Source organism: Bacillus sp. AY3-1 (genome assembly GCF_008368785.1).
Lineage (GTDB): Bacteria > Bacillota > Bacilli > Bacillales > Bacillaceae_G > Bacillus_A > Bacillus_A wiedmannii.
This window is the reverse complement of sequence record NZ_QORZ01000004.1, coordinates 54,601-79,269: the sequence shown is the minus strand read 5'-3', so window position 1 is coordinate 79,269 and position 24,669 is coordinate 54,601. Positions and strand designations below refer to the sequence as shown.

Annotated in this window: 21 protein-coding genes; 7 read left to right on the top strand and 14 right to left on the bottom strand. The window is 35.1% G+C overall.

The window, feature by feature from the left end; genetic code table 11:
* Positions 1-138: 138 nt before the first annotated feature.
* The 7 genes from DN389_RS02205 to DN389_RS02170 all read right to left on the bottom strand — a co-directional run bounded on the left by DN389_RS02205 (position 139) and on the right by DN389_RS02170 (position 6,553).
* Positions 139-783 (bottom strand): amino acid ABC transporter permease, encoded by a 645-nt coding sequence (locus tag DN389_RS02205; protein ID WP_098190758.1) that lies wholly within the window; start codon positions 781-783, stop codon positions 139-141.
* Positions 784-1,440 (bottom strand): amino acid ABC transporter permease, encoded by a 657-nt coding sequence (locus tag DN389_RS02200; protein ID WP_098190759.1) that lies wholly within the window; start codon positions 1,438-1,440, stop codon positions 784-786.
* Between the two features lie 100 nt (positions 1,441-1,540).
* Entirely contained in the window at positions 1,541-2,371 is an 831-nt protein-coding gene (gene glnH / locus DN389_RS02195) for a glutamine ABC transporter substrate-binding protein GlnH (protein WP_098190760.1), read from the bottom strand.
* Positions 2,372-2,383: 12 nt separating this feature from the next.
* Entirely contained in the window at positions 2,384-3,115 is a 732-nt protein-coding gene (locus DN389_RS02190; RefSeq protein WP_048541716.1) for an amino acid ABC transporter ATP-binding protein, read from the bottom strand.
* A gap of 136 nt (positions 3,116-3,251) precedes the next feature.
* Positions 3,252-4,712, bottom strand: a complete 1,461-nt coding sequence (locus DN389_RS02180) for an alanine/glycine:cation symporter family protein (protein ID WP_000387178.1) — start codon at positions 4,710-4,712, stop codon at positions 3,252-3,254.
* A 159-nt stretch (positions 4,713-4,871) separates the two neighbouring features.
* On the bottom strand, positions 4,872-5,843 hold the full coding sequence (locus tag DN389_RS02175; RefSeq protein WP_088061850.1) for a phosphotransferase enzyme family protein: 972 nt from the start codon (positions 5,841-5,843) through the stop codon (positions 4,872-4,874).
* A 23-nt stretch (positions 5,844-5,866) separates the two neighbouring features.
* The gene (locus DN389_RS02170; protein WP_088121278.1) at positions 5,867-6,553 is read right to left on the bottom strand and encodes a CPBP family intramembrane glutamic endopeptidase; all 687 of its coding nucleotides are present in this window, start codon (positions 6,551-6,553) and stop codon (positions 5,867-5,869) included.
* 149 nt (positions 6,554-6,702) lie between these two features.
* Between DN389_RS02170 and gerKA the strand changes: the two genes are divergently transcribed.
* Genes gerKA through gerKC form a run of 3 tightly spaced genes read left to right on the top strand, consistent with a single transcriptional unit; the run spans position 6,703 to position 10,397 of the window.
* Positions 6,703-8,205, top strand: coding sequence for a spore germination protein GerKA (gerKA, locus tag DN389_RS02165; RefSeq protein ID WP_098190761.1), 1,503 nt, complete (start codon positions 6,703-6,705; stop codon positions 8,203-8,205).
* Entirely contained in the window at positions 8,186-9,292 is a 1,107-nt protein-coding gene (locus DN389_RS02160; RefSeq protein ID WP_098190762.1) for a GerAB/ArcD/ProY family transporter, read from the top strand. Before gerKA ends, DN389_RS02160 begins: the two co-directional genes overlap by 20 nt.
* The gene (gene gerKC / locus DN389_RS02155) at positions 9,273-10,397 is read left to right on the top strand and encodes a spore germination protein GerKC (RefSeq protein WP_000474009.1); all 1,125 of its coding nucleotides are present in this window, start codon (positions 9,273-9,275) and stop codon (positions 10,395-10,397) included. The genes DN389_RS02160 and gerKC overlap by 20 nt, the downstream gene beginning before the upstream one ends.
* 31 nt (positions 10,398-10,428) lie before the next feature.
* Here gerKC and treC read toward each other — a convergent pair whose 3' ends face one another.
* The 3 genes from treC to treR all read right to left on the bottom strand — a co-directional run bounded on the left by treC (position 10,429) and on the right by treR (position 14,382).
* Positions 10,429-12,090, bottom strand: a complete 1,662-nt coding sequence (treC, locus tag DN389_RS02150; RefSeq protein ID WP_098190763.1) for an alpha,alpha-phosphotrehalase — start codon at positions 12,088-12,090, stop codon at positions 10,429-10,431.
* 13 nt (positions 12,091-12,103) lie between these two features.
* A complete protein-coding gene (treP, locus tag DN389_RS02145; RefSeq protein WP_098190764.1) occupies positions 12,104-13,531 on the bottom strand; it encodes a PTS system trehalose-specific EIIBC component in 1,428 nt (475 codons plus the stop codon).
* Positions 13,532-13,671: 140 nt separating this feature from the next.
* Complete coding sequence (treR, locus tag DN389_RS02140; RefSeq protein WP_088061842.1) at positions 13,672-14,382, bottom strand: trehalose operon repressor; 711 nt, start codon at positions 14,380-14,382, stop codon at positions 13,672-13,674.
* A gap of 449 nt (positions 14,383-14,831) precedes the next feature.
* Here treR and DN389_RS02135 point away from each other — a divergent pair, with 449 nt between their 5' ends.
* Positions 14,832-16,229 (top strand): amino acid permease, encoded by a 1,398-nt coding sequence (locus tag DN389_RS02135; RefSeq protein WP_000448430.1) that lies wholly within the window; start codon positions 14,832-14,834, stop codon positions 16,227-16,229.
* Between the two features lie 31 nt (positions 16,230-16,260).
* Here the strand turns inward: DN389_RS02135 and DN389_RS02130 are convergent, their stop codons facing one another.
* A complete protein-coding gene (locus tag DN389_RS02130; protein WP_087983374.1) occupies positions 16,261-17,964 on the bottom strand; it encodes a putative bifunctional diguanylate cyclase/phosphodiesterase in 1,704 nt (567 codons plus the stop codon).
* Between the two features lie 479 nt (positions 17,965-18,443).
* Entirely contained in the window at positions 18,444-18,779 is a 336-nt protein-coding gene (locus DN389_RS02125) for a cobalt transporter (RefSeq protein WP_088121275.1), read from the bottom strand.
* Positions 18,780-19,166: 387 nt separating this feature from the next.
* Between DN389_RS02125 and DN389_RS02115 the strand changes: the two genes are divergently transcribed.
* The 3 genes from DN389_RS02115 to DN389_RS02105 all read left to right on the top strand — a co-directional run bounded on the left by DN389_RS02115 (position 19,167) and on the right by DN389_RS02105 (position 23,604).
* Complete coding sequence (locus DN389_RS02115) at positions 19,167-20,696, top strand: cardiolipin synthase (RefSeq protein ID WP_088121274.1); 1,530 nt, start codon at positions 19,167-19,169, stop codon at positions 20,694-20,696.
* Positions 20,697-20,823: 127 nt separating this feature from the next.
* Positions 20,824-21,717 carry an ATP-binding protein gene (locus tag DN389_RS02110; RefSeq protein WP_000892986.1) on the top strand — a complete coding sequence of 298 codons (894 nt, stop codon included), beginning with the start codon at positions 20,824-20,826 and terminating at the stop codon, positions 21,715-21,717.
* Between the two features lie 3 nt (positions 21,718-21,720).
* Complete coding sequence (locus tag DN389_RS02105) at positions 21,721-23,604, top strand: vWA domain-containing protein (RefSeq protein ID WP_088121273.1); 1,884 nt, start codon at positions 21,721-21,723, stop codon at positions 23,602-23,604.
* A gap of 38 nt (positions 23,605-23,642) precedes the next feature.
* Here DN389_RS02105 and DN389_RS02100 read toward each other — a convergent pair whose 3' ends face one another.
* Both DN389_RS02100 and pyrE read right to left on the bottom strand, forming a co-directional pair.
* Complete coding sequence (locus DN389_RS02100; RefSeq protein WP_001189955.1) at positions 23,643-24,065, bottom strand: NUDIX hydrolase; 423 nt, start codon at positions 24,063-24,065, stop codon at positions 23,643-23,645.
* Complete coding sequence (gene pyrE, locus DN389_RS02095) at positions 24,052-24,594, bottom strand: orotate phosphoribosyltransferase (RefSeq protein WP_142343652.1); 543 nt, start codon at positions 24,592-24,594, stop codon at positions 24,052-24,054. Before pyrE ends, DN389_RS02100 begins: the two co-directional genes overlap by 14 nt.
* Positions 24,595-24,669: the final 75 nt, after the last annotated feature.

Here is a 24,669-nt window from a genome sequence, read left to right as displayed (position 1 = left end):
AAAGCGATTACAATTTCTATATAAAATTAAAACTTTTCTGATAAAATAATATAAAAAATCGAATTATCGCGAGATCCAGATTATAATTAAAGGAAAATAAGGAGAAACAAGGAAAAACCTTTACATATATTGTAAAGGTTAACGAAGTTCTAATCTTCTCGATAAAATTGATAAACTATAATTTATGATAAAGTACATACAAGCTACTACTATAAACGTTGGAATCATATAATTCACATTCTGTCCGCTAATAATTTGAGCATTATGCATAAGCTCTGGCAGTGATATAACAACTGCTAATGATGTATCTTTCAGCAATGAAATAAACTGACTAACAAGCGGCGGGACCATTCTTCTTAATGCTTGTGGTAAAATAATGTGCCAAAGCGCTTGAACATACGTTAATCCTGAAGATCTTGCAGCCTCAATCTGTCCTTTTTCAATAGATAATAAACCACTTCGAACAATTTCAGATATCATTGCTGCTTCAAATATTGTTAAAGCAACAATTGTAGCTGTTATAATTTCTAATTTCAAGCCTGCTTCTGGAAGTGCAAAATACGTGAAAAATATAATTAAAAGTAGTGGTAAATTTCGAATTACTTCAACGATAATTCCTAATACTTGTAAGACGATAGGTATTTTCATATACCGCAATATCCCTATTACACTACCAATAATAAAGCTAAGTACAATCGCTACGAGCGCTACCTCTAATGTTATGAGTAATCCTTTTAATAAAAACAGAATATGATCTCCTGTAATTGCTCCCTTAAAATCCATTTACACCGCCTCCTTTGCTAAGCGTTTTTCTAAATAACGCACTAGCATACTGAGCGGAATTGTTAATATTAAATAAAACATCCCGACAAATATATAGACATCAAACGTAACTAACGTCTTCGTTGAAATTAAGTCTCCTTGATACATTAAATCCGTACCAGCGATAATTCCGAGTATGGAAGAGTTTTTTACTAAATTGAGAAATTGATTTCCTAGAGGAGGAATTACGATTTTCATCGCTTGGGGTAAAACGATATAGTACATTGCTTGCGTATAAGTCAATCCTGAGGAACGTGCTGCTTCCATTTGACCTTTTGCGACTGATAAAATACCAGCGCGAATAACTTCCGCAATAAACGCTGCTGTATATACGGTAAGCGTAACTGTTCCTGCTACAAACCCATTTAAAGTAATTCCTATTACAGGTAAAGCAAAATAGAATATAAATGCAATTAATACAAGTGGAATATTTCTTACAAACTCCACAAAAGCTGATCCTATCCAATTTAAAATACGAATAGGTGCAATACGCATTACAGCCAAAATTACTCCTAAAATAAAGCTTCCTATTAATGCAATTACACTAGACATAACTGTATACTTAAAGCCTTCTACATACATATCAATATTATTCGTTAATATAGAAAAATCAGGCACATATTCTCCCCTCTTTCTTTACAAGAAGAGGATGAGCATCCCTCATCCTCTCACTGTTACTATTCACTAGAAATAAAGCCCCACTAATTAAAGTTTCACTTTACTTCTCTTGTTTTTGTCCAATCCATTTTTCATACAATTTATCGTATTCCCCATTCGCTTTCATATCTTTTAGTAAGCTATTAATCTCTTTCGTCAAATCATCTGCACCTTTTTGCACTGCAATTCCGTACGGTTCATCCGTAAAAATTTTCCCTACAACTTCATAATTTGAATCTTGTTTTGCCATGCCGTAAAGAATTGCATTATCTGTCGTTAAAACATCGCCTTTCCCCGCTTTTAACGCCGTAAATGCCTCACTGTAATTTTCAAATTCTAATACAGTCGCTTCTGGTGACTTTTGACGAATATTATTTGTAGACGTTGAACCTTTTACAGCTAACACTTTCACACCCTTTTTCACATCATCAATACTTTTAATATCGCTCCCTTTTTTCACAAGTAACGATTGCCCCGCTTTAAAATATACATCTGAAAAATCCACTTCTTTTTTACGTTCTTCTGTAATTGTCATTGTTGCGATAATTGCATCAATATCACCGTTTTTCAATAGTGGAATACGCGTTTTAGATGTTACTTCTTTTAATTCTAGTTTCTTTTCATCTCCGAGAATTTTTTTCGCAAGTGCTTTCGCGACATCAACATCAAATCCTTCTACCTGCCCAGTGGAAGGATTTTTTAATCCAAATAAGTTCGTATCATTCTTCACCCCAACTACTAGTTTCCCGCGCTTTTTAATTTGCTCAACAGCCCCACCTTGCTTCGTATTCGTTTCTTTCGCCTCATTTTTTTTACTTCCACATCCGGCAACGACAAGTACGAATAAACATGAGAATACGATTAACGTAAACAGCTTTTTCATTTTAAACATGAAATTCCTCCTTTAATGATTTAACACTCGGCTTAAAAATAGACGAGCTCTTTCCTGTTCAGGATTTGCAAAAAATTGTGTTGGTGTCGTATCTTCAATAATTTGACCATCATCCATAAATAAGATCCGATCTGCTACTTCTCGCGCAAATCCCATTTCATGCGTGACAACGACCATTGTCATTCCTTCTTTAGCTAGTGTTTTCATAACATCAAGTACTTCCCCAATCATCTCCGGATCAAGAGCAGACGTAGGCTCATCGAATAGCATAATTTCCGGCTGCATTGCTAATCCCCTCGCAATCGCTACCCTTTGCTGTTGTCCTCCAGATAATTGATGCGGGTATACACTAGCCTTCTCCGGAATTCCTACTTTCTCTAAATAAAACATCGCTGTTTGCTCAGCTTCCTCTTTTGAAACTTTATTTACTTTAATCGGTGCTAGTGTAATATTTTGAAGAACCGTTTTATGTGGATATAAATAAAAATGTTGAAAGACCATCCCAATATTCCGGCGTAATTCATTCATATCTGTTTTTGTATTGTGTACCTCCGTATTTTGTACAAGTAACTCTCCATCTGTAATTGTCTCTAGCTGATTTATACACCGAAGCAACGTGCTTTTTCCTGATCCTGAAGGACCAACAACTACTACCACTTCACCTTTTTTCACTTGCACATTAATATCTTTTAAAACTTGAAAGTTGCCATAATATTTATTTACATTACGAAACTCTATCAACATACTCTCCCCCTCCTTCCCCTAACAAAGCATGTACATTCTTTTTATATTCAAAAATAGGCAAAAAAATAACTTCCAGCCTCATTTTGTCCATAAAAAAAGCAAAGGGATTTCCCTTTGCTTCTTCATTTCTATTCTATTAAGATACTTCTTCTTTCTTATCTTTCCCGTATTCATGCTCCCAGAAATCAGCATTTTTAATTCCTAATGGCCCTGGATCGAATACCGGATCTTTTCCTTCTTTTTTCTGCTTTTCATAATCCTTTAATGCAACTAATGCAGGTTTTTGTAATAGTAAAATCGCAATGATATTTACCCATGCCATAATTCCTACACCGATGTCACCTAAAGCCCACGCCGTTGCTGCTGTTTTTATACAACCGTAGAATACAGCTCCTAAAAATACAAATTTTAGTACCATAGACAGCCAAGGACGGTCTTTATCACGATTTAAGTATGCGATATTCGTTTCTGCAATGTAGTAATACGCCATAATTGTTGTAAATGCAAAGAATAGTAACGAGATTGCAACGAAACCGTTTCCAAATCCAGGGAAAACAGATTCTACCGCAGCTTGTGTATATCCCGGTCCCGGCTGAGCACCATTTAATTTATTTACGATAAAGTTTTTTCCGCTTGCATCAAATACGTTATACATGCCTGTAATAATCATCATAAATGCTGTTGCTGAACAAACAAATAATGTATCAATGTAAACGGAAAATGCTTGCACTAAACCTTGTTTAGCTGGATGTGATACTTCCGCAGCAGCTGCTGCATGTGGTCCAGTTCCTTGCCCTGCTTCATTGGAATAAATACCACGTTTTACTCCCCAAGAAATTGCTAAACCGATAATACCACCGAAAGCCGCCTCTAATGCAAAAGCACTTCTTATAATTAACATAAATGCTTCTGGCAACTTTTCAATATTCATAGCAACAATAACGCAAGCTACTAAAATATAACCTACTGCCATAAACGGTACGACAACTTGTGCCACGTTAACAATTCGCTTTACGCCACCGAAGATGATAAGAGCTAATACAACAACTAATAAAGCCCCTGATACGGTAGTGTTAATTCCAAAAGCTGTTTCTAAACTTACAGCAATACTATTTGCTTGCACACCTGGTAGTAAAAGTCCCGTTGCAAGAATTGTCGCTGCAACGAATACTAATGCATACCATTTCACACCTAAACCTTTTTCAATGTAATAAGCAGGTCCACCACGAAACTGCCCTTGATGTTTCGTCTTATATATTTGTGCTAATGTAGATTCTACATAAGCTGATCCTGCTCCTAAAAAGGCCACTGCCCACATCCAAAATACAGCTCCTGGTCCACCGAATGCAACCGCTGTTGCTACCCCAGCTATATTCCCTGTCCCAACGCGCCCTGATAACGAAAGTGCTAACGCTTGGAATGAAGAAACACCAGCCTCTGATTTTTCACCTTGAAATGTCAGCTTCACCATTTCGCCTACATGCCTTACTTGTAAAAACCTCGTTCGAATGGAAAAATATAAACCTACTCCTAAACATAAATAAACAAGTGCTGGACTCCAAACAATATTATTTAACCAATTTACGAAAGCTTCCAACATTCCCCCTCCTTCTTTATAAAGAATATTCAGAATATATATAAAATTATAAGTGTATACCGAATCTATAACAATATTATTTTAATAAAACAAACATATTTTTGTATAAAAAAACAAAGCATACATTTATTCTGTATACTTTGTTTTCACAAAAATGTATTATATATTCACAATTGCTTCTCTTTTTATAATTCTTTCATATAGCTCTTCTGATAATTCTCGGAAGTTATCTGGCATATCTTTCCCCTTAAACTTCTTTTGAAGTGTACCGTATAAACCAACATCACGTAGACGTAAAAACAACGGTAACGATTCATACCAACTATCCGCTAGTCTGTGCTCATACTCATAGCCTTTTCGTAACACTTGTAGCTGTTTACGAGCAAAGTCTGTCTTCTCTTCCGCTGTCCACGGTGTAAATAGAACAGAGTAATAGAGAACCATCGCTAAATCATGTATAAAGTAATTATAAGCCGCATCATCAAAATCAAAGATTGTTAGCTCTTTACCATCATAATGAAAATTACCGGGATGGATATCACCGTGCATAAGGCCGAACGTTTCTCTTTCAATTGGAAGAGCCTTTATTTCATCCATTAATACCGCTGCAATCTTTTTCACTTGATCATCTTCTAATTCATTAACAATCCCACTTTCGTCTTCTTCCCACGTATCACGATAGTCTGTTTTAGGATAGTTCATTGTTAGGCGATGCAGTTGGCCAATCGCTTTTCCCCATGCTTCAAAGTAAGTCTCTCCCCAATAAGGAGATTCTTCTCCTTTTACTTGCTCACCTTTTGCATATGTAAATAAGGAAGCGAAAAAGAAAGTTTCATCCTCTGCTCTAATTTCTTCTACAAGATTTTGAGACGTTGAATAAAGAGGTCCTGCTACCTTTGCCCCATTCTCCGCAACATATCGTAAAAAATCTAGTTCAGCTTCGACCCCCTTTTTAGAACGATGAGAAGAGTGAGTTAAACGTAATACGTAATCTTCACCACGATCGCCCTTCGCCTTAAAAATATAATTTTCAAAATCTCCAAGTGGCTTCTCTTCCACTGTTACATGAAACAAACTCGCTGCTCTTTTTAAAACCTCTTTTGTAAAAACACGTTCTACAGCTATTTCCATATGTATCCCTCCTATATATCTTCTTAATTCGACACAAATGTTAAAAGTACTGCTATGAAATTAAATAGTGCGTGGGCAATTATAGCTGATAAAATAGAATTTGTTTTCTCATATAACCACGCAAATACTACTCCACTTAAAAAATTCACTGGTAATGTGTTATATGTTGGAATATGAACAACGGTAAATATTATAGAACTTATAAGCACTCCACCCCATATACCATATCTATCACGAAAAAATGTATAAAAAACACCTCGATATAAAATCTCTTCATAAATTGGTGATATAACTGCTGCTCCAATTACCGCGATACAGAACGAATATATTGATTTATTATTTTGGACCGTCTCCGTTTTACTATTTTCAAAAGAAATACCCATTTTCTCCATTATCATTAATACAGCAACACTAACTACAATTAAGGTAATCAATGCTATAACCGTCCATAAAAAATCTTTCCATGAAAGCTTTCGGATTCCAATATCTTTCCAAGATAGTTGATATCTTTTTATACAAAAAAGATAAACTACAGTAGTAAATATCACTGCCATTATAAATCCCATTAATACTCCGGCATATAATGAGTTCCCTATTATTTTTAAAGCATAGTTATAAAAAAGAGATTCAACTGTTACTGGGACAATTAGAAATACGAAAACTAATAAATATAAAATTTCTTTCCATCCCCACATATTTTTCAAAATCATATACACCATCCCTCTACTCCGTATTTCCTTAAGTATAAAAGATGACGTAACGTAACTTTCAAGATTTTTTTCCAAATAATCCAAGCATAAATTTCTCACAAAAAGCAAAAATTAACAGGAGTGACTTTATTCTAATAGAGGTGGAAATTATGACTGAACAGGAAAATTCACAACAAAATAATAGCAAAAAGCATATGTTTCCATCACTTCCGGAAAATATTAATTACATTGAAAATAAGCTCTGTCACTCAGATGATATAAAAAAATTAGATGTCCCTTTTCAAAACGGAAAAGGAACGATCATATATATTGAATCTTTAGCAGATCCAAATCTAATTCATCAATTAGCTCTTGAGCCATTATTAACGCGGTCGGATTTATCTTTAGATAAATCTTTTTCTACGTTAAATATGAAAAAAGAAACGAATTTAAATTATGGGATACAACTTTTATTACAAGGTAAATCATTATATTTTCATGAACATGTCGTTAGTTTTTGTATTTTCGAAACAGCTTTATCTTTAAAGAGAGATATAGCAGAGCCTGATAATGAAGGGGTTGTGCGCGGTCCACATACTGGTTTTGTAGAGGACCTAGCAACTAATTTAACCTCTATTCGTAAACTCATTAAGAGTTCAAATTTAGTTGTTAAGTATTTTACAATTGGTGAAGAAATGCACACGAAAGTAGCAATTGCTTATATGCAAAATATAGCGAATGACGATTTAGTTACAGAAGTGAAAAGAAGATTAGAAACAATTAAAACGGATGCACTTATGCCACCAGGATACATACAAGAATTTATAGAGGATACGTCTTTCTCGCCATTTCCGCAGCAATTAAATACAGAGCGTCCAGATAGAGTCGCAGCAAATTTAATGGAAGGACGGGTTGCCATTTTATCTGACGGAGATCCAACAGTGCTCATCGTACCTGTTACGTTATTCGCTTTTTATCAATCACCAGATGATTATAATAACCGCTGGATTGTCGGTTCTTTCATCCGAATGATTCGCTTAGTAAGTTTTTTAATTGCCTTTCTCTTGCCAGCTTTTTATATTGCAACTGTCGCTTTTCATCCCGATGTGTTGCCGCTCGAACTTGTGTATACAATTAAAGCTTCATTAGAGAAAGTACCGCTTCCTCCTATTTTTGAAGCTCTCTTAATGGAATTAATTTTCGAATTATTACGGGAAGCTGGTATTCGTCTGCCGAGCCGAGTTGGACAAACGATCGGTATTGTAGGTGGTTTAGTAATTGGTGATGCAATTGTAAAAGCCGGACTCGTTTCTTACACAATGATTATCGTTGTAGCTTTAACTGCAATCTCATCTTTTCTCGTTCCATCAAACGATATGAGTTCAGCAGTTCGAATTCTTCGTTTTCCATTAATGATTCTTGCTGCCCTATTCGGATATGTAGGAATTTCATTTGGCTTGATTATAACTTTCGTTCACTTATGTCAGCTTCATTCTTTTCATACACCATATCTTTCTCCTGTTGCCCCGATGCGGATAAAAGATATGAAAGATTCTTTCGTAAGACTCCCAATTTGGTCATTTTGGGAACGGCCTCATGATCCAAAGCCGAAAACAATGCAACGACAACATGTAACGAGAGAGGATGAGAACGGTGACAAACACGCAAAGTAACATCTCGCTTGTTCAATTTACCTTTTTCGTTATTCAATGCCAAATCGGAGTGGGTATACTTTCTCTCCCAAACCGCCTTCACCCAATTGCGAAAGGTGGTGGGTGGATTTCTGTTCTCATCGCTGGACTTGCAATTCAACTTATTATTTTACTTATGTGGTTTTTCCTAAAACGATTTCCGGATGCAGATATGTATGAAAGTGTTTGTATGCTATTTGGTAATAAGTTTGGAAAACTATTAGGTTTTGCTTATGTTTTTTATTTTACCCTTATTGGTATGACGGTTATGTTAAGCGCTTGTAATGTCATTAAAGTTTGGATCTTACAAGCCACTCCTTGGTCTGCCATTCTTATGCTATTTACAATAGCTTGTTGTTATGTAGCTTATAATACGTTTAAAGTCATCGTACGATTTTATGTCATGGCCTCTATTCTCATTTTACCTATGGCGCTTTTAATTGGACTTGGGCTCTCACGGGCTGATTTTTCTTATATTTTTCCCATTACAGAGGCTGGATGGTGGAATATTATTCAAGCATCGAAAGAAACAATTACAGCTATGTATGGTTTTGAAATTATTCTTATCGCTTTCCCAAAAGTAAATGGGACTGCTGTGGCAAAACTGAAGGCCATTTCTATCGCTAATGGATTTGTAACTCTTTTTTATACTTTTACTGTTTGGATTTGCTTTATCGTATTTAGTCCAAAACAAATTGAACTTATCCCAGAACCAGTTGCTTACTTATTACGCTCCTTACATATCGGGATTATAGACCGAACTGATTTACTATTCATACCAATTTGGATGATAACTGTTGTAGCTTCTATCGCTAGTTATTACTGTGCCGCTTCTATCGGAATTGGACATATATTCAATCTTTCTAATCATAAAAAGGCTGTTCCAATCGTTGGTATTATTGCTTTTAGTGTAGCCTTATTTATAGATACACCTGAAGAATTAAAAGTAATTGCAACTTTCACTGATAAGTTCACCTATATTTTCATCGTTGTCCTCCCTCTTTTATTTCTACTCTATTCAGTAATAAGAAAGAAGAAAGGAGAACAGTATGTTCAAAAAAAGATTTAAATTACTTTTTATATTATGTACTAGTTCCCTCCTTTCTGGCTGTTGGGATCAAGAACCATTAAGGGAAGCAAGGTTAGCTTATAGTATTGGATCTGATATTACGGAAGAGAATAAACTCCAGCAAACAATCGAGCTCGTAAAAAGTTCGAGCGGAGAGCAATCTTCATTCGAAAATGAAATACATTCAGCAACCGGGCATAACATAAGGGATACAAGCGATGCCCTAAAAAAAAATGTGACTGGGAATATTCGCTATTTCAAATATGGTGTTCAATTACTAGGAACCAAAATTCTAAAAAAAGGTATACTACCCTATTTAGATGTCAGCTTTCGTGACCCAACAAATCCAACTGCTTTAGTAAAACTTATTGCAGTAGATGGTGAAACGTCCGAGATACTCGAAAAAAAGAAAGTAGGAAATTTACTAATTGGAGATTTTCTAAAGAAAAAAGTGAAAAGCTTAGAAGATATGAGTGTATTTCCAAAAGAAACTTTAGAAACAGCTGCTACAAAAATGTTAGATCCCGGTAAAGATTTCACCCTCCCGTCTATAAAAATAAAAGGAAAAGAAGTAATTACAAACGGGTTAGCTTTATTTAATAATGATAAATTAACTGGGCATTTACCTTTGAAACACTCTGTTTTATTCGTATTATTAACCGGAAAAATGGGAACAAGTGCCCGTATAACCCAAAAACTTACTAGCGATGAATCAGAGAAGACATCTGATTATTTAACAATGGAAATTAGCAATCGAAAGTTAAAACGAGACTTAAAAATAACAACGGATAAAAAAGGAAATGTTTATGCTCACATTAAGCTTCAATTAAAAGTTATAGCGCTTGAAGCTCCGAGAGATAATCTTTACAAAATGGATGAAAGAGCCAAACTAAACAAAGAATTGTCTAAACAGCTTACGAAAGAAGCTAAAAAGATAACGAAAAAATTACAAAAAGCAAATTGTGATGCTTTCGGTATTGGAAGACATCTTATCGCTTATCACCCTGACTTATGGAAGAAAAAAAATTGGAATAAAGATTATGCAAAAGTAAAATTTAAGCCTGAGGTAGAGGTAAGCATTTTGTATAGCGGTGTCTTAAAATAAAAGGTTGTATGCCGCGCGGGCATACAACCTTTTATTTCGTATATCGATAGACAATTGACTCATATGGTCTTAAGTTAAGTTTTGTAATATCCTTGCTGAAATCTTTATAATTCGACATTAGTACTTCTTGCTTCATCCCATCTAATTGAACATGAGCTGGTACAGAGTACGTTATTTCTTCTCCATAGAAGTTATTAATAACAAGTAACACTTCACTCTCTGTAGTACGAGTATATGCCCAAATCTTAGCATGATTTTCATCTAAAATAGCATATTCTCCTTCTGTAATTACATCATACGTTTTTCTAAGTTCTATTAACTTTTTATAATGATAAAATACAGACTCTTTATCTTCTAATGCTTTTTCTACATTAATCTCTTTATAATTCTCAGCAACTGAAATCCAAGGTGTACTTGTTGTAAAACCACTGTTCACCTTTTCATTCCACTGCATCGGAGTACGAGAGTTGTCACGAGATTTTTGTTTTAAAATCCCGATAATCTCTTCTTTTGATAATCCTTCTTCTAGCTTTATATCGTGTATATTTAACGATTCCACATCGCGATATTGCTCGATGGACTCGAATTTAGGATTCGTCATACCGATTTCTTCGCCTTGATAAATGTAAGGTGTTCCTTGCAACATATGCATAGCTGTCGCTAACATTTTCGCAGATTCATTTCGGTACTTTCTATCATCACCGAAGCGTGACACTATGCGGGGTTGGTCATGATTACACCAGAACAACGCATTCCATCCTCCGCCCTTTTGCATTTCAATTTGCCAATTAGACATAATCTCTTTTAATTTAATGAAATCAAAATCAGCTTGCGTCCACTTATCTCCATTCGGATAATCTACTTTTAAATGATGGAAACTAAACGTCATACTTAATTCATTACGCTCAGGGTTTGAATATTTAATACAATTATCAATTGTCGTAGATGACATTTCTCCAACTGTAATTACATCTTTCCCTTCAAAAACATTTCGGTTCATCTCTTGTAAATATTCATGAACGCGCGGGCCATCTGTATAATATTTACGCCCATCGCTTGTCGCCGTACTTCCGTCATCATTTAAGAACTGTTGATCTTTTGAAATTAAATTAATAACATCTAATCGGAATCCAGTTACCCCTTTATCAAGCCAAAAACGCATCATATCATATACTTCTTCACGAAGTTTTTTATTTTCCCAATTTAAATCAGCTTGTGTCTCATCAAATAGATGTAAAAAATATTGCTCTGTCTTCTCATCATATTTCCAAGCAGACCCACCAAACTTAGATTGCCAATTATTTTTTTCATCACGCCAAATATAGTAATTACGATACGGACTATTTTTATCTTCCTTCGCTTCCTTAAACCACTTATGCTCCGTAGAACTATGATTTACAACAATGTCGAGCATAATTTCAATGTTACGTGCCTTTGCTTCTTCTAAAAGCTCTTCAAACTCTTCCATCGTTCCGTAAGATGGATCAATACTGTAGTAATCACTTACATCGTATCCATTATCATTTTGTGGTGATTGGTATATCGGTGTTAGCCAAATATAATCTACTCCGAGTTCTTTTAAATAATCTAGTTTCTCTGTAACTCCTTTTATATCACCGGTTTCTTTATTGTAATAGCTATTAAAGCTCTTCGGATAAATTTGATAAACTACACTTTTATGCCAATCCTTCATGTTTAACTTCCTCCTACTTCTGTTTTACTCGTTTTGCAAATAACCATGTTAACGTAAATGGGATTACAACTGCGATAACCATTCCTACAATAAACATTGGAATCGATTTCGGAATGATAGAAATAAATGCTGGTAATCCGCCAATTCCGATAGCAGGTGCTAATACACCATTTAACGTAATAAATATAGCTGCAATAGCCGATCCTATAATCGCTGCATAGAACGGGAATTTATTTCGTAAGTTTACACCAAACATAGCTGGCTCTGTAATACCGAAATATGCTGAAATTGCTGATGTAGATGCCATGCTTTTATCATTTTGATTTTTAGAAATCCAGAACATCGCAAGTGCCGCACTACCTTGCGCAATGTTAGAAAGAGCAATCATTGGCCAAATGAATGTACCACCGTGCTGTGCAATTAATTGTAAGTCGATAGCAATAAACATATGATGCATACCTGTAATTACGAGCGGTGCATATAATGCTCCAAACAATATTGCTCCAACTACTGGTACTGTTTCATATACACCTACTAATCCAGCTGTTAATAAATCTCCAATATGACGTGTAACTGGACCAATAATTCCTAATGCTAACACACCTGTTACGACAATCGTTGTAATTGGTACAACTAATAATTGAATTGCATTTGGTACATGTTTCTTTAAGAAGATTTCCACTTTACTTAATACAAATGCTGCTACTAAAACCGGTAGAATTTGACCTTGATACCCTACCTTTTCAATTTGAAATAATCCTAAAATATCGAAGTACTCAATCTTTTGTCCATCTAAACCAGTCGCTGCTTTACCATAATCCCACGCGTTTAATAAGGCTGGATGCACAAGCATTAATCCCATAACAATCCCTAATATCGGGCTACCACCAAAACGCTTCGTCGCTGACCAACCGACAAGTGCTGGTAAGAATACGAATGCTGTATTCGCCATCATATTAATTAAATCCCAAAGCCCACTTAAGTTTGGATACACATCTAATAAATTTTTACCTTCAAAAAATAAGTCCTTTGCCCCTAATAAATTGTTAATTCCCATTAGTAAACCAGCTGTTACGATGGCTGGTAATATCGGCATAAATACATCTGAAAATACCTTTACAAACTTTTGAGCTGGATTTAACTTTTGGTTTCCAGAATCTTTTACATCAGCTACTGTCGCTTCCTTCATACCTGCAAGCGTTATCAATTCGGCATAAACTCGATCAACATCTCCTGGACCGATTACAATTTGAAATACTCCAGCGTTATGAAACGCTCCCTTCACTAATGAAACAGACTGTAATTTATCGTTATCTATTTTACTTTCATCTTTTAAAGCGATACGGAGCCTCGTTACACAATGCGCAGCTTGTTCAATATTGTCTTTTCCACCAATATACTGCAACACTTCCTCTGCTGTTTGACGATAGTCTTTCCCCATATTCCCGTCCCTCTTTTCTTTTTTTGATACCGTTTACAATTACATATTAACTCGTATATATAAGTTAGTCAACACTCGTATGTACGAGTTTGTGATTTTTTTATAAAAAAAGAGATGAAACGTTATTTCGTTCCATCTCCTTATTTTCTCCGCGCCACATCCGAAAAATGAAAAATATCTAAACGATGGCGTGATTCTGTATATTCGAACTGACTTCCATCATAAAAATGCGTAAAGTTTTTCACAACGACAACATAGTCTGTTCCATTTAAATCTAAATACTCTCTATCGTCCTCTGTACATGGCTGCACTTCAATTACCCTCTGTGAGTAACTAATATGAAGACCTAATTCTTTCTCGATGTATTTATAAATGGATTCCGCTGCAATTTCACTCGTTAATCCAGGAATATATTCCGATACAAAATGATTAATATCCAAAATTACTTTTTCTCCATCAATATTTCGTACTCGTTTAATATGATCTATTTCTGTTTTCTCTTTCACATTTAATAGCTTTGCAACTTCTTTTGTCGCTTTTACTTTCTCCATTTCCACGACTTCTGTAATACAATGGCGTCCTAAACGTTCATTTTCTTCTTGGAAACTTACAATACCACCAAAGTTGAATTCAATGTTTTTTCGCTTTAAAACAAAAACACCTTTTCCATGTATTTTTTGAACATAGCCACGCTCTTGTAATAAATCTACAGCTTTTCTTACCGTACCGCGGCTTGCTTCATACTGCTTCATTAATTCAGTTTCGGATGGGATTTTGCATCCCTCTTTTAATCGCTTATTATCAATAGACTTACTGATTTCTGTATAAATTTGTTCATACTTACTCATCATCTACAATAGCCCCTTGTCACCTTCTAATTCTATATGTATTATACCATGCTACACTCTTCTGCCAATCTCTCACTTATTTTCCAGTATAGGAAAAATACAGGTAAATATTTAATCTCTAAAACGTATTTTTATAAAAATTTTTATATTTTTCTTTTCATTCAAAAAAACATGTAGTATACTAACTTCAAAATCAGAGGAGAAAGGGAGCAAAGAACTATGCTTACTTATACAACAATTGTAGTTACATTTGCACAAAAACATCATCATCATACGTAACCCTTGAAACCTAGCGGAAAAATTACGCGTAGGTACAAGGGTTATTCCCGTTGTACCTACGTTAGGCGAAGAGCCATGTAGGTATTTTTTATCTACATGGCTCTTTTTTTATTGCCAAAAAGCTAGTAAAAAATGATGTTTAAGCAAAACTTACTACAAAGGAGTTAACAAAAATGGAAACGAAAAAATGGGGATTATGGATTTTAACAGCTTTTGTAATCGGAAATATGGTTGGCGGTGGCGTATTTATGCTCCCAGCAAATTTAGCACATGTATCAGGTCCAATGGGTTCTACACTCGCATGGAGTATTACAGGCCTTGGCGTATTTATGATTGCACTCGTATTTGGAAATTTAGCAATCCGAAAACCAGAATTAAAAGCTGGACCACAAAGTTATGCTCAAGCGATGTTCCCTTCAAAAAAAGCGGGTAAAGTTGCAGGATATAGTATGGCATGGGGCTATTGGGCTGCGAACTGGGCTGCAACCGCATCTGTTATTATTTCCTTTGCTGGATATTTATCAACATTCTTTCCAGTGTTACAAAGTAAGCAAATTCTTTTTTCAACGAACGGATTTTCACTAGAACTCGGAAAAGGACTAACTTTCCTCGTATGTAGCCTTATGTTATGGGGAATTCAATATATTCTTTCTCAAAATATTGACCGAGCTGGAAATATGAATCTTCTTGCTACCATTGCAAAAATTATTGGATTTACAATGTTTATTGTAATCACATTATTCATTTTCAATGCCTCTAATTTCGGAGACGGTCAAACATTTATGAATGAAGCAGGACAATCAATTTCGTTAGGTGGACAAATCAATTCAGCTGCTATCGCAACACTTTGGGCATTTATCGGTATTGAATCTGCTGTAATGCTTTCTAACCGTGCAAAATCTCAGCGCGATGTAAAAAAAGCTACCATTTTCGGGTTGATTATCGCTCTTCTTATTTACATGTCAATTACTTTACTTACAATGGGAGCTCTCTCGCAAGATGCTTTAAAAGAATCTCAAAAACCATTAGTAGACGCATTAAATTTAGCAATTGGCAATAAAGGTGCCTATATCATGGCTTTACTTGCACTTGTATCTTTATTTGGATCTACAGTTGGCTGGATCGTTGTTAGTTCAGAAGTACCTTACCAGGCAGCCAAGAATGGACTTTTCCCTAAGTTTTTCGCGAAAACAAATAAAAAAGGTAGTCCTTCAAAATCATTATTTATTACAAATGTGATGACGCAAATTTTCTTATTCTCAACGATTTCTGGTACCGTATCAGAAGCTTATAATTTCGCTATCGTTGTAGCAACATTAGCTTATTTAATTCCATACCTTGTTTCTACGCTGTACCAATTCAAATTGGTTATTACAGGAGAAACGTATGATATAATGCCTGGCTCTCGAATAAAGGATGGGATCATTACCACATTAGCATTTGTATACTCTATTTGGGTTATCAAAACCGGAACTGCTGATTTAAAAACTTTCTTCTTAGGAATCGGATTGTTCGTATTAGGTCTTATTCTTTATCCAGTACTCATGAAAAACTCACAAAAAACGAATTAAAAAAAGAGAAGCTACCAGCTTCTCTTTTTTATTAAAAATCTGTAATTAACTTTTCTTTTAACTCTCCTACAGATAAAGGTTTCGCATAATAAAATCCTTGGACGTAATCACAGCCCATAGATTGTAATAAACTTTCTTGCTCTACTGTTTCTACTCCTTCAGCAACTACTGCTAAATTTAAGCTATGGGCAATTTCAATAACAGATTTTACAATCGTTCGCTCTGGCTGTGCGTGATCATAATGAAATTCACGAATAAAGTTACGATCAATTTTCACTATATCCAGTGGCAGTTGCTTTAAATAATATAAGGAAGAATAACCCGTTCCAAAGTCATCTAAAGCAATTAAAATACCCATATTTCTTAATTCTTGTAATGTAGCAATAATATAATCAAAATGGCGAACAGCGATACTTTCCGTTACTTCCAAAATTAAACGATTCGGTGGAAAGCCAGTTCTCCTTAAAATGCTACGTACAGATATAATAAAACGCTTTTGCATTAATTGTTGTATGGATAAATTAACAGATAACTTTAGTCCTTCTTCGTAATCTGGCAATGTTTTAAACAAGCGACATGACTTTTCTAATACCCAGTCTCCTAATTTTATAATAAGTCCAGATTCTTCAGCTACTGGAATAAATTCGCCTGGCGAAATAGGCCCTTCTTCTGTCGAACAACGTGCTAAAGCCTCAATACCAGTATATTTCTTCGTTTTCAAATCAATAATAGGCTGCAGTACCACATCTAATTCTTCATCCCGAATTGCCTTTTGCAAAGCGAATTCAATTTTCATTCTACGATTTATTTTCGCACGTAACTCATCTGTAAAGAAACACGCGGCATTTCTGCCTTGTTCTTTCGCACTATACATGGCTAAATCCGAATTTTTCAATAGAGTTTCTACATCTTGTCCGTCTTGCGGATATGCGCACAGTCCTAGACTAGCTGAAATGTATACTTCATGACCTTCAAGCATAAATGGGGCCTGAAAACATGACAACACAGATGTTGCTAACTGCCTCATTTCATCTTGTTTATGATTTTTTGTTAACAGCACAAATTCGTCGCCACCCAGCCTAGCCAGAACGTCTTTCTCTCCTAGCACATAATGCAACCGTGAAGCAACTTCGCTTAAAAGTAAATCCCCTATCATATGACCTAGCGTATCGTTTACTAATTTAAAACGATCCAAATCAAAGTAAATCATACCAAATTCTTTTTTTCCTGCAATCATCTCGTTTACAGTCGTTATTAGCTGCAATCGGTTCGGTAAACTCGTTAAAGCATCATGATACGCAAGCTCCCTATAACGACTTTCACTTAACCGCAACCTCTGTTCCGCTTCTTTCCTACTACTAATATCATTTCGGATCGCGATAAATTGATACGGCTCTCCTTTTTCATTTAAAAACGGAACAATTGTTGTTTTAACCCAATAATACGTCCCATCTTTTGCTTGATTTCGAATCTCACCTCTCCATACTTTTCCGTTCAAAATACGCTTCCATAGAATTTGAAAAAATGTTTTCGGGTGATATCCTGAATTTAAAATACGATGATCTTTTCCTATTAACTCTTCTCGTGTATATTTGGAGATTTCACAAAACTTATCATTTACATATGTAATAAGACCATTTCGGTCTGTAATCGCAACAATTGAAGACTCATCTAATGCTAACTTTAAATCTCGCAATGAAGAGTCATATAATGCATGACCTCTTTGTTCTAGCATGCGCATCTCTCCTTGCTTCCTATCTGACTAAAACACAACTTGTTTCTCTTCATAGAAATAGAGATATTTCATTTCTTAATAATAGCTATTTGCATTCATCACATTTTGAAATATGCCGATTAAAATAACATAATATTATTTGTAATAAAAAGCAATATAATACCGTTTCAATTATAAATAGTAGTTTCTTATCGCTATAATTAGCCTAATTTATTATACTCTTACATTCCTTTATAGCTAGCTCTATACAACGCCTATTCCCTATTAATCTCGCGCATATCTAACCTCTTTACTTTACTAGCGAAATAGAATTTCGAGCACACTATACAACTATTCACGGATAATAATATAAAAGTTAAAATTAGTATATATGTTTTTGAATTACAATAACAAAATATTAACATATTTTCACCTTTATTTTGGAAATATTTTATAAATACTTTATTAAACTAAAAAAAGAGGCAAGCCTCTTTTTTAGTTTAATACGGATATGGTATTTGCTGATACCCCGGATATGGAGTTGGATATGGTGCTGGGTATGGTGCTGGATAAGTTACTGGGTACGGTGCTGGATAGTAGCCTCCACTTCCTGCACCCGTTAATGCGCCAGCTGTAAGTCCACCTAACACGCCTCCAGCAAAACTTCCTGGGAAAAATCCACCGCCCCATGAGCCACCACCCCAGCCCCATCCACCTCCGTGATGGTGGTGATGATCATAGTGATTGTGCCCTCCATGATGGTTATGTCCGCCATTATGATGGTGACCTCCATGATTATGACGATAATACAATCCGTTATTTTCTATATAATTCATTATTCCCCTCTCCTTTTCCATTTTCTTATCTTAATAGGTATTGTATGAATATTACGGACCTTGTTAGTAACCTATATAATAAGAAGAATCCGTATAATACGAATAACCATATCCTTGGCTTCATCATGCACCTGTTACAAATCCATGATATGGTTATCCCCGTTCCTATATAAAGGGCAAGGGTTTTGTCCCTCCTACACTGTTTATTAACCAGCAAATAGCTGGATAATAACGTAACAATATACTGTATGTAGGACAAATGCGGAAAGCATGGGGAAAATGTCTATATTTTGTAAAAAAAACAAAACACTTTATAATAAGAATGTCGGATTATACCTTTTATATAAGAAGTCTATATTTAAGAAAGATTAGAGGAATTTTATAGAAATGAAGAAGCCTATCGTTCAATTACTATTAATATTTACAATTATATCTATCGTTCTTTTCCTATTAAATACATCGTTTATTTCTTTATATACATTTGTCGGTGCTCTCTGGTCCATCACAATCATAGGAATTTCATTCGTTATTTTCATCGAAAATAGGTCTCCTCAAAGCACTTTAGCGTGGTTTTTAGTATTAGCACTTCTTCCTGTTGTAGGTGTGCTTTTATACTCTATTTTCGGTCGTAGCCGTTGGAGAAGGAAAAAACATCTCCATCGTTCAGAAGAACAAAGAAAATTATTCCGTGAAATATTAGAAGGAAGACGACTAGAATTATCACTCACAGTCCCCTTACATGAACGTTCTGTACATTTAACAGAAGTCGTACAAAAATTTGGAGGCGGTCCTGCCGCAGATAGAACGACGACAAAACTTTTAACAAATGGAGATCAAACATTCTCAGAAATTTTGCAAGCTATCGAGCAAGCAAAACATCACATACATATTCAATACTATATTTATAAATCTGATGAGATTGGTACGAAAGTTCGAGATGCTTTAATAAAAAAAGCAAAATCTGGTGTTATTGTACGCTTTCTTTATGATGGACTCGGAAGTAATACGTTAAGAAGACGCTTTTTAAAACCTATGAAAGAAGCTGGTATTGAAATTGTAGAATTTGACCCTATTTTTTCAGCTTGGTTACTTGAAACTGTCAATTATCGTAACCATCGAAAAATCGTTATTGTAGATGGAGAAATCGGTTTTACTGGTGGACTCAACGTCGGTGATGAATATCTTGGCCGTTCAAAAAAATTTCCCGTTTGGCGTGATAGTCATTTAAAAATAGAAGGAAAAGCGTTATATAAATTACAAGCAATTTTTCTAGAAGATTGGCTCTATGCCTCTAGTGGATTGAATACTTATTCTTGGGATCAATTTATGAATAGACAATACTTCCCAGGTAAAGAAATTTCAAGTGCAGAAGGTGCTGTGCAAATTGTAGCCAGCGGGCCTAGCTCAGATGATAAAAGCATTCGCAATACATTATTAGCTGTTATGGGATCTGCAAAAAAATCGATTTGGATCGCTACACCTTACTTTATTCCAGATCAAGAAACTTTAACATTATTACGTTTAAGTGCAATATCTGGCATAGATGTACGTATTTTATATCCTGGTAAAAGTGATAGTATTATTAGTGATCAAGCATCTCAGTCCTACTTCACTCCGCTTTTAAAAGCTGGTGCTTCCATTTATAGTTATAAAGATGGTTTTATGCATGCAAAAATTGTACTCGTTGATGATAAGATCGCGACAATTGGAACGGCAAATATGGACGTACGCAGCTTCGAATTAAATTATGAACTTATTAGCGTACTATATGAATCAGAAACCGTTCATGATATTAAACATGATTTTGAAGACGACTTTAAGCATTCCACTGAAATTAAATGGAACGCATTCCAAAAAAGAAGTATCAAAAAACGAATATTAGAGTCTTTCATGCGACTCATTTCTCCTTTACTGTAAGCAATCAATGTACTATTGATTGCTTTTTCTTTTCCATTTCCCCTCTCTCCTTTTCTTTGCATACCATATTAAAACAAGTTATCATAAGATGTATTACTTTATGAAAATAATGTTAGGTGGGAAATACATGTTAGAACAATTTCATATACATTCTGATTTAAAACAACAGCTCTCAACCATTCACGAAAAAAATAAACAAGAAGCTGGTGAAAACGCACATTTAATTGGAAAGAAAATATATAAAGCATCTGATAACAGCATTATTGAAGATGCTATTACAGCACTTCTTCTTGGCAAAAACATTCTATTAAAAGGGCCAACTGGTAGTGGTAAAACAGTACTAGCTGAAACTCTTTCTTCTTTATTCCAAAAACCAATGCATAGCATTAACTGTTCTGTTGACCTAGATGTAGAAGGTATTTTAGGATACAACACACTACAAACGAAAGATGGCGCATCTGAAGTTACATTTGTTAACGGCCCTCTTATGAAAGCAATGAAGAACGGTCATTTCCTATATATTGATGAAATCAATATGGCAAAACCTGAAACGTTACCACTTCTTCACGGTGCATTAGATTACCGTAAAATGATTACAAATCCATTTACACAAGAGGTTGTATATGGCGATGACGAGTATCGTGTAATTGCAGCAATTAATGAAGGTTACGTTGGAACAAGTGAACTAAACGAAGCATTAAAAAACCGTTTCGTTATTATTGAAGTTCCATACATTCAAGGTGACACATTAAAAGAACTATTACTATCTGAATCAAAATTAAATGATGTTGCAACAATTGAAAAGTTCGTTGCATTTGCAAGCGACCTTATGCCTTTAGCTCGTGATGGACGTGTAAGTGAAGAAGCAGCAAGTATTCGTGGCATTATCGACGCATGTGATTTAGGTGTATATATTCCTGTTATGCGTGCAATTGAACGTAGTATTATCGCAAAATTAAACGATGAAACAGAACAAATGACTGTCCGTGAATTAGCAGAAAGTTATTTCTTTGAGGGATAATTCATGAGACAAATTTTTAGTGACAAAAAAATTGATGCGTCGCTGTTTTTACAAATGGAAAACTTAATGTATGCTCTTCTAAAAGAAGACGATGCCTACCTTGAGTATGGCTATAAAGCATACTACGACGAAATTGAAAAAAAGGTTGTCATTAGTCACTTTTGGGATGATCGAAAAGAAGAGGATACAGTAATCGGATTAAAAAGCGAAGTGTTTTTAAAAGCACTTGGTAATAAACATTACTCGGACATGACTTTAATTCGTTCTTATGCGATTGAATTACAAGAATCACCCTTAAAAAAGTTTTTAACACAATTATTTGTTCTATTAGAAGATTTACGTGTTGAGGAAATCGTAAAAAACTTACGCCCTGGCACAAAGCATGTTTTTAAAAGAAGAAAAGAAATGTATCGCAATTACTTTGGTTCACAAAATGAAATCAATCGTGTTCGTAACTATCACGGTGATCGTCTATTTTGTCTCTGCTATCTTTCATTAACGAGCGATAAATATGAAATGTTTAATAATGAATATTTCGAGCAAATTGAAGCAATTTTGCATGAAACATTCCAAGCTCGTAATACAGAAGACATTATGTATATCGTTGAAAAAATTCGCTATCGTTTAGAAGGACTTCTTGAAAGTGATATGCTTAATAATTATTTCGGACATGCTCCGCTTTATTTATCTGTCATTGCAGAGGAGAAAGACAGTCGCGCTGAAAAATTAGCAAATGATGATACGCAGCTCATAGATGACGATGAAAATAAGAACAAAATGGATGAAAGCTTCTCTACATGGCACCGTGAAAATAAAAACAATGAAAACGAGAACTTTTTACGCTTTGATTTAGAAAGCGGAACAAAAACAAATATGATGGGTGATACTGCTCGTGAATCAGAAGATGGCGACCAAGCACTTGGTTCTGTACAAGGTACTTCTCAAAAAAGTACACAATCCAACTTTGATGGCGCTGATACAGAAGAAGCAAGAGCTTCACACGCTTCTAGCCAAAACGAGGGTGCATACGGTAAGTATAACGTTGGTGCTTCTCATATATTTAAAGAAGCTCGCAAATCAAATCCTGATGAAAAAAAGGATTACCAAGCTATCAAATCAGTCGTTAATAAAGATGTAAAAGAATTAAAGAAAATTATCGAAAAAACGATTGAAAATAAAACGAATGCAAATAGTGATAAATATTACGGAAGACTTCGTAAGAAATTCCTTCGTATTTATACTGAAAAGCAGCCGCGCATGTTTTATAAAAAAGGACAAGAATCACAAGAACTTGACGTTGCATTCCAACTACTAGTGGACTGCTCTGGTTCTATGTATAACAAAATGGAAGAAACGAAGAAGAGTGTGGTCCTATTCCATGAAGCTTTAAAATCTTTAAAAATCCCGCACGCTATTAGTGGATTTTGGGAAGATGCTTCTAGTGCTAAACCTGAAGATAAACCGAACGTTATCCATGAAGTTGTTACGTATAAAAACTCAACGTTACCAAACGTCGGTCCAGAAATTATGCAACTTCGCGAAGAAGAAGATAACCGCGACGGGTATATTATTCGTATCGTTTCCGAAAAGCTTGCGAAAAGACCAGAAAAACATAAATTCTTACTTGTCTTTACAGACGGTGAACCTTCTGCACTAGACTATCAACAAGACGGAATTTTAGATACGCACGAAGCAGTCAAACTTGCTCGTAAAAGTGGTATGGAAGTAATCGGAATCTTCATCGAAGAAGGCGAAGCGAAAGAAGCCACTTATCAATTAATGAAGAACATTTATAACCATCACTTCTTAGTTGCAAATCATGCTGAAGATTTACGTCTGAAGATTAAACCACTATTGAAAAAGTTACTACTGAAGACGATTGAATAGAAAAACAGGAGCGTTGTCGCTCCTGTTTTTTCTTTCAATCACTTTGTTTCTGATTGAAACTTATATGGAATGGCTACTTCTAATAATGCCTCGAATCCGCCATCGTAGAATGGGAATCGTTCATTTGCGATCGTTCGATTCACCCACTCTATTGCAGAAATTTCTTCTTCATCTCCCGCAATCAGTTCACCTTTTACTACATTTGCTCGGAATGTAAAAAGTATCGCATGATTCCCTGACTCTTCAAAGAATTTTTCATTGATCGCAACAAGTCCACTTGCCAGAACCGTTAAACCTGTCTCTTCTTTTACTTCCCTTACTAGAGCTTCCTCTAACGTTTCACCCTTTTCAACAGCCCCGCCTGGCAATGACCAAACGTTTTGTTCTACATTATGTACCATTAATATTTTATCTGTTTCTTCATCATGTATTAGTGCGTATACGACGTCAACTCTTTGCATGTTCCTTTTCTCCTTCAATTAACTCATCCATTGTAAATAAGGAATGTAGCTGTAAGCCATCTTTTAATAAGTTTGCTTTTCCCTCTTTCGTTCGTTCAATGACGCCTAGAACATGATGGACTTTCGCACCTAATTCTCTTAAATCTTTCGTGCTTAATAATATTTGACCGCCTGTCGTAATAACATCTTCAACCACACAAACATTCTTCCCAGTAATATCAACACCCTCTGCCAACTTACATGTACCGTACTTTTTCGCTTCTTTTCTTACAAATACAACAGGTATACCTGTTTGTAAAGATAATGCTGTCGCTACTGGAATTCCTCCCATCTCTAAACCTGCAAGTACTTCTGTCCCAGGAGGAATGAACTCTTTCAATTGTTTAGCAATTTCTAATAACAGTACTGGATTAGATTCAAATAAGTACTTATCAAAGTATTGATTTGATACTTGTCCTGATCGAAGTTTAAATGTTCCTGTTAAGCGTGACGTATTATAAATTCCCTTTGCTAACTCCCATTTCTCCATTGTATCTCTCCCCTTTATGCACAAATTAGCTCATTCTATCACACTTGTAATTATTTGTATATTCCTAAAATACAA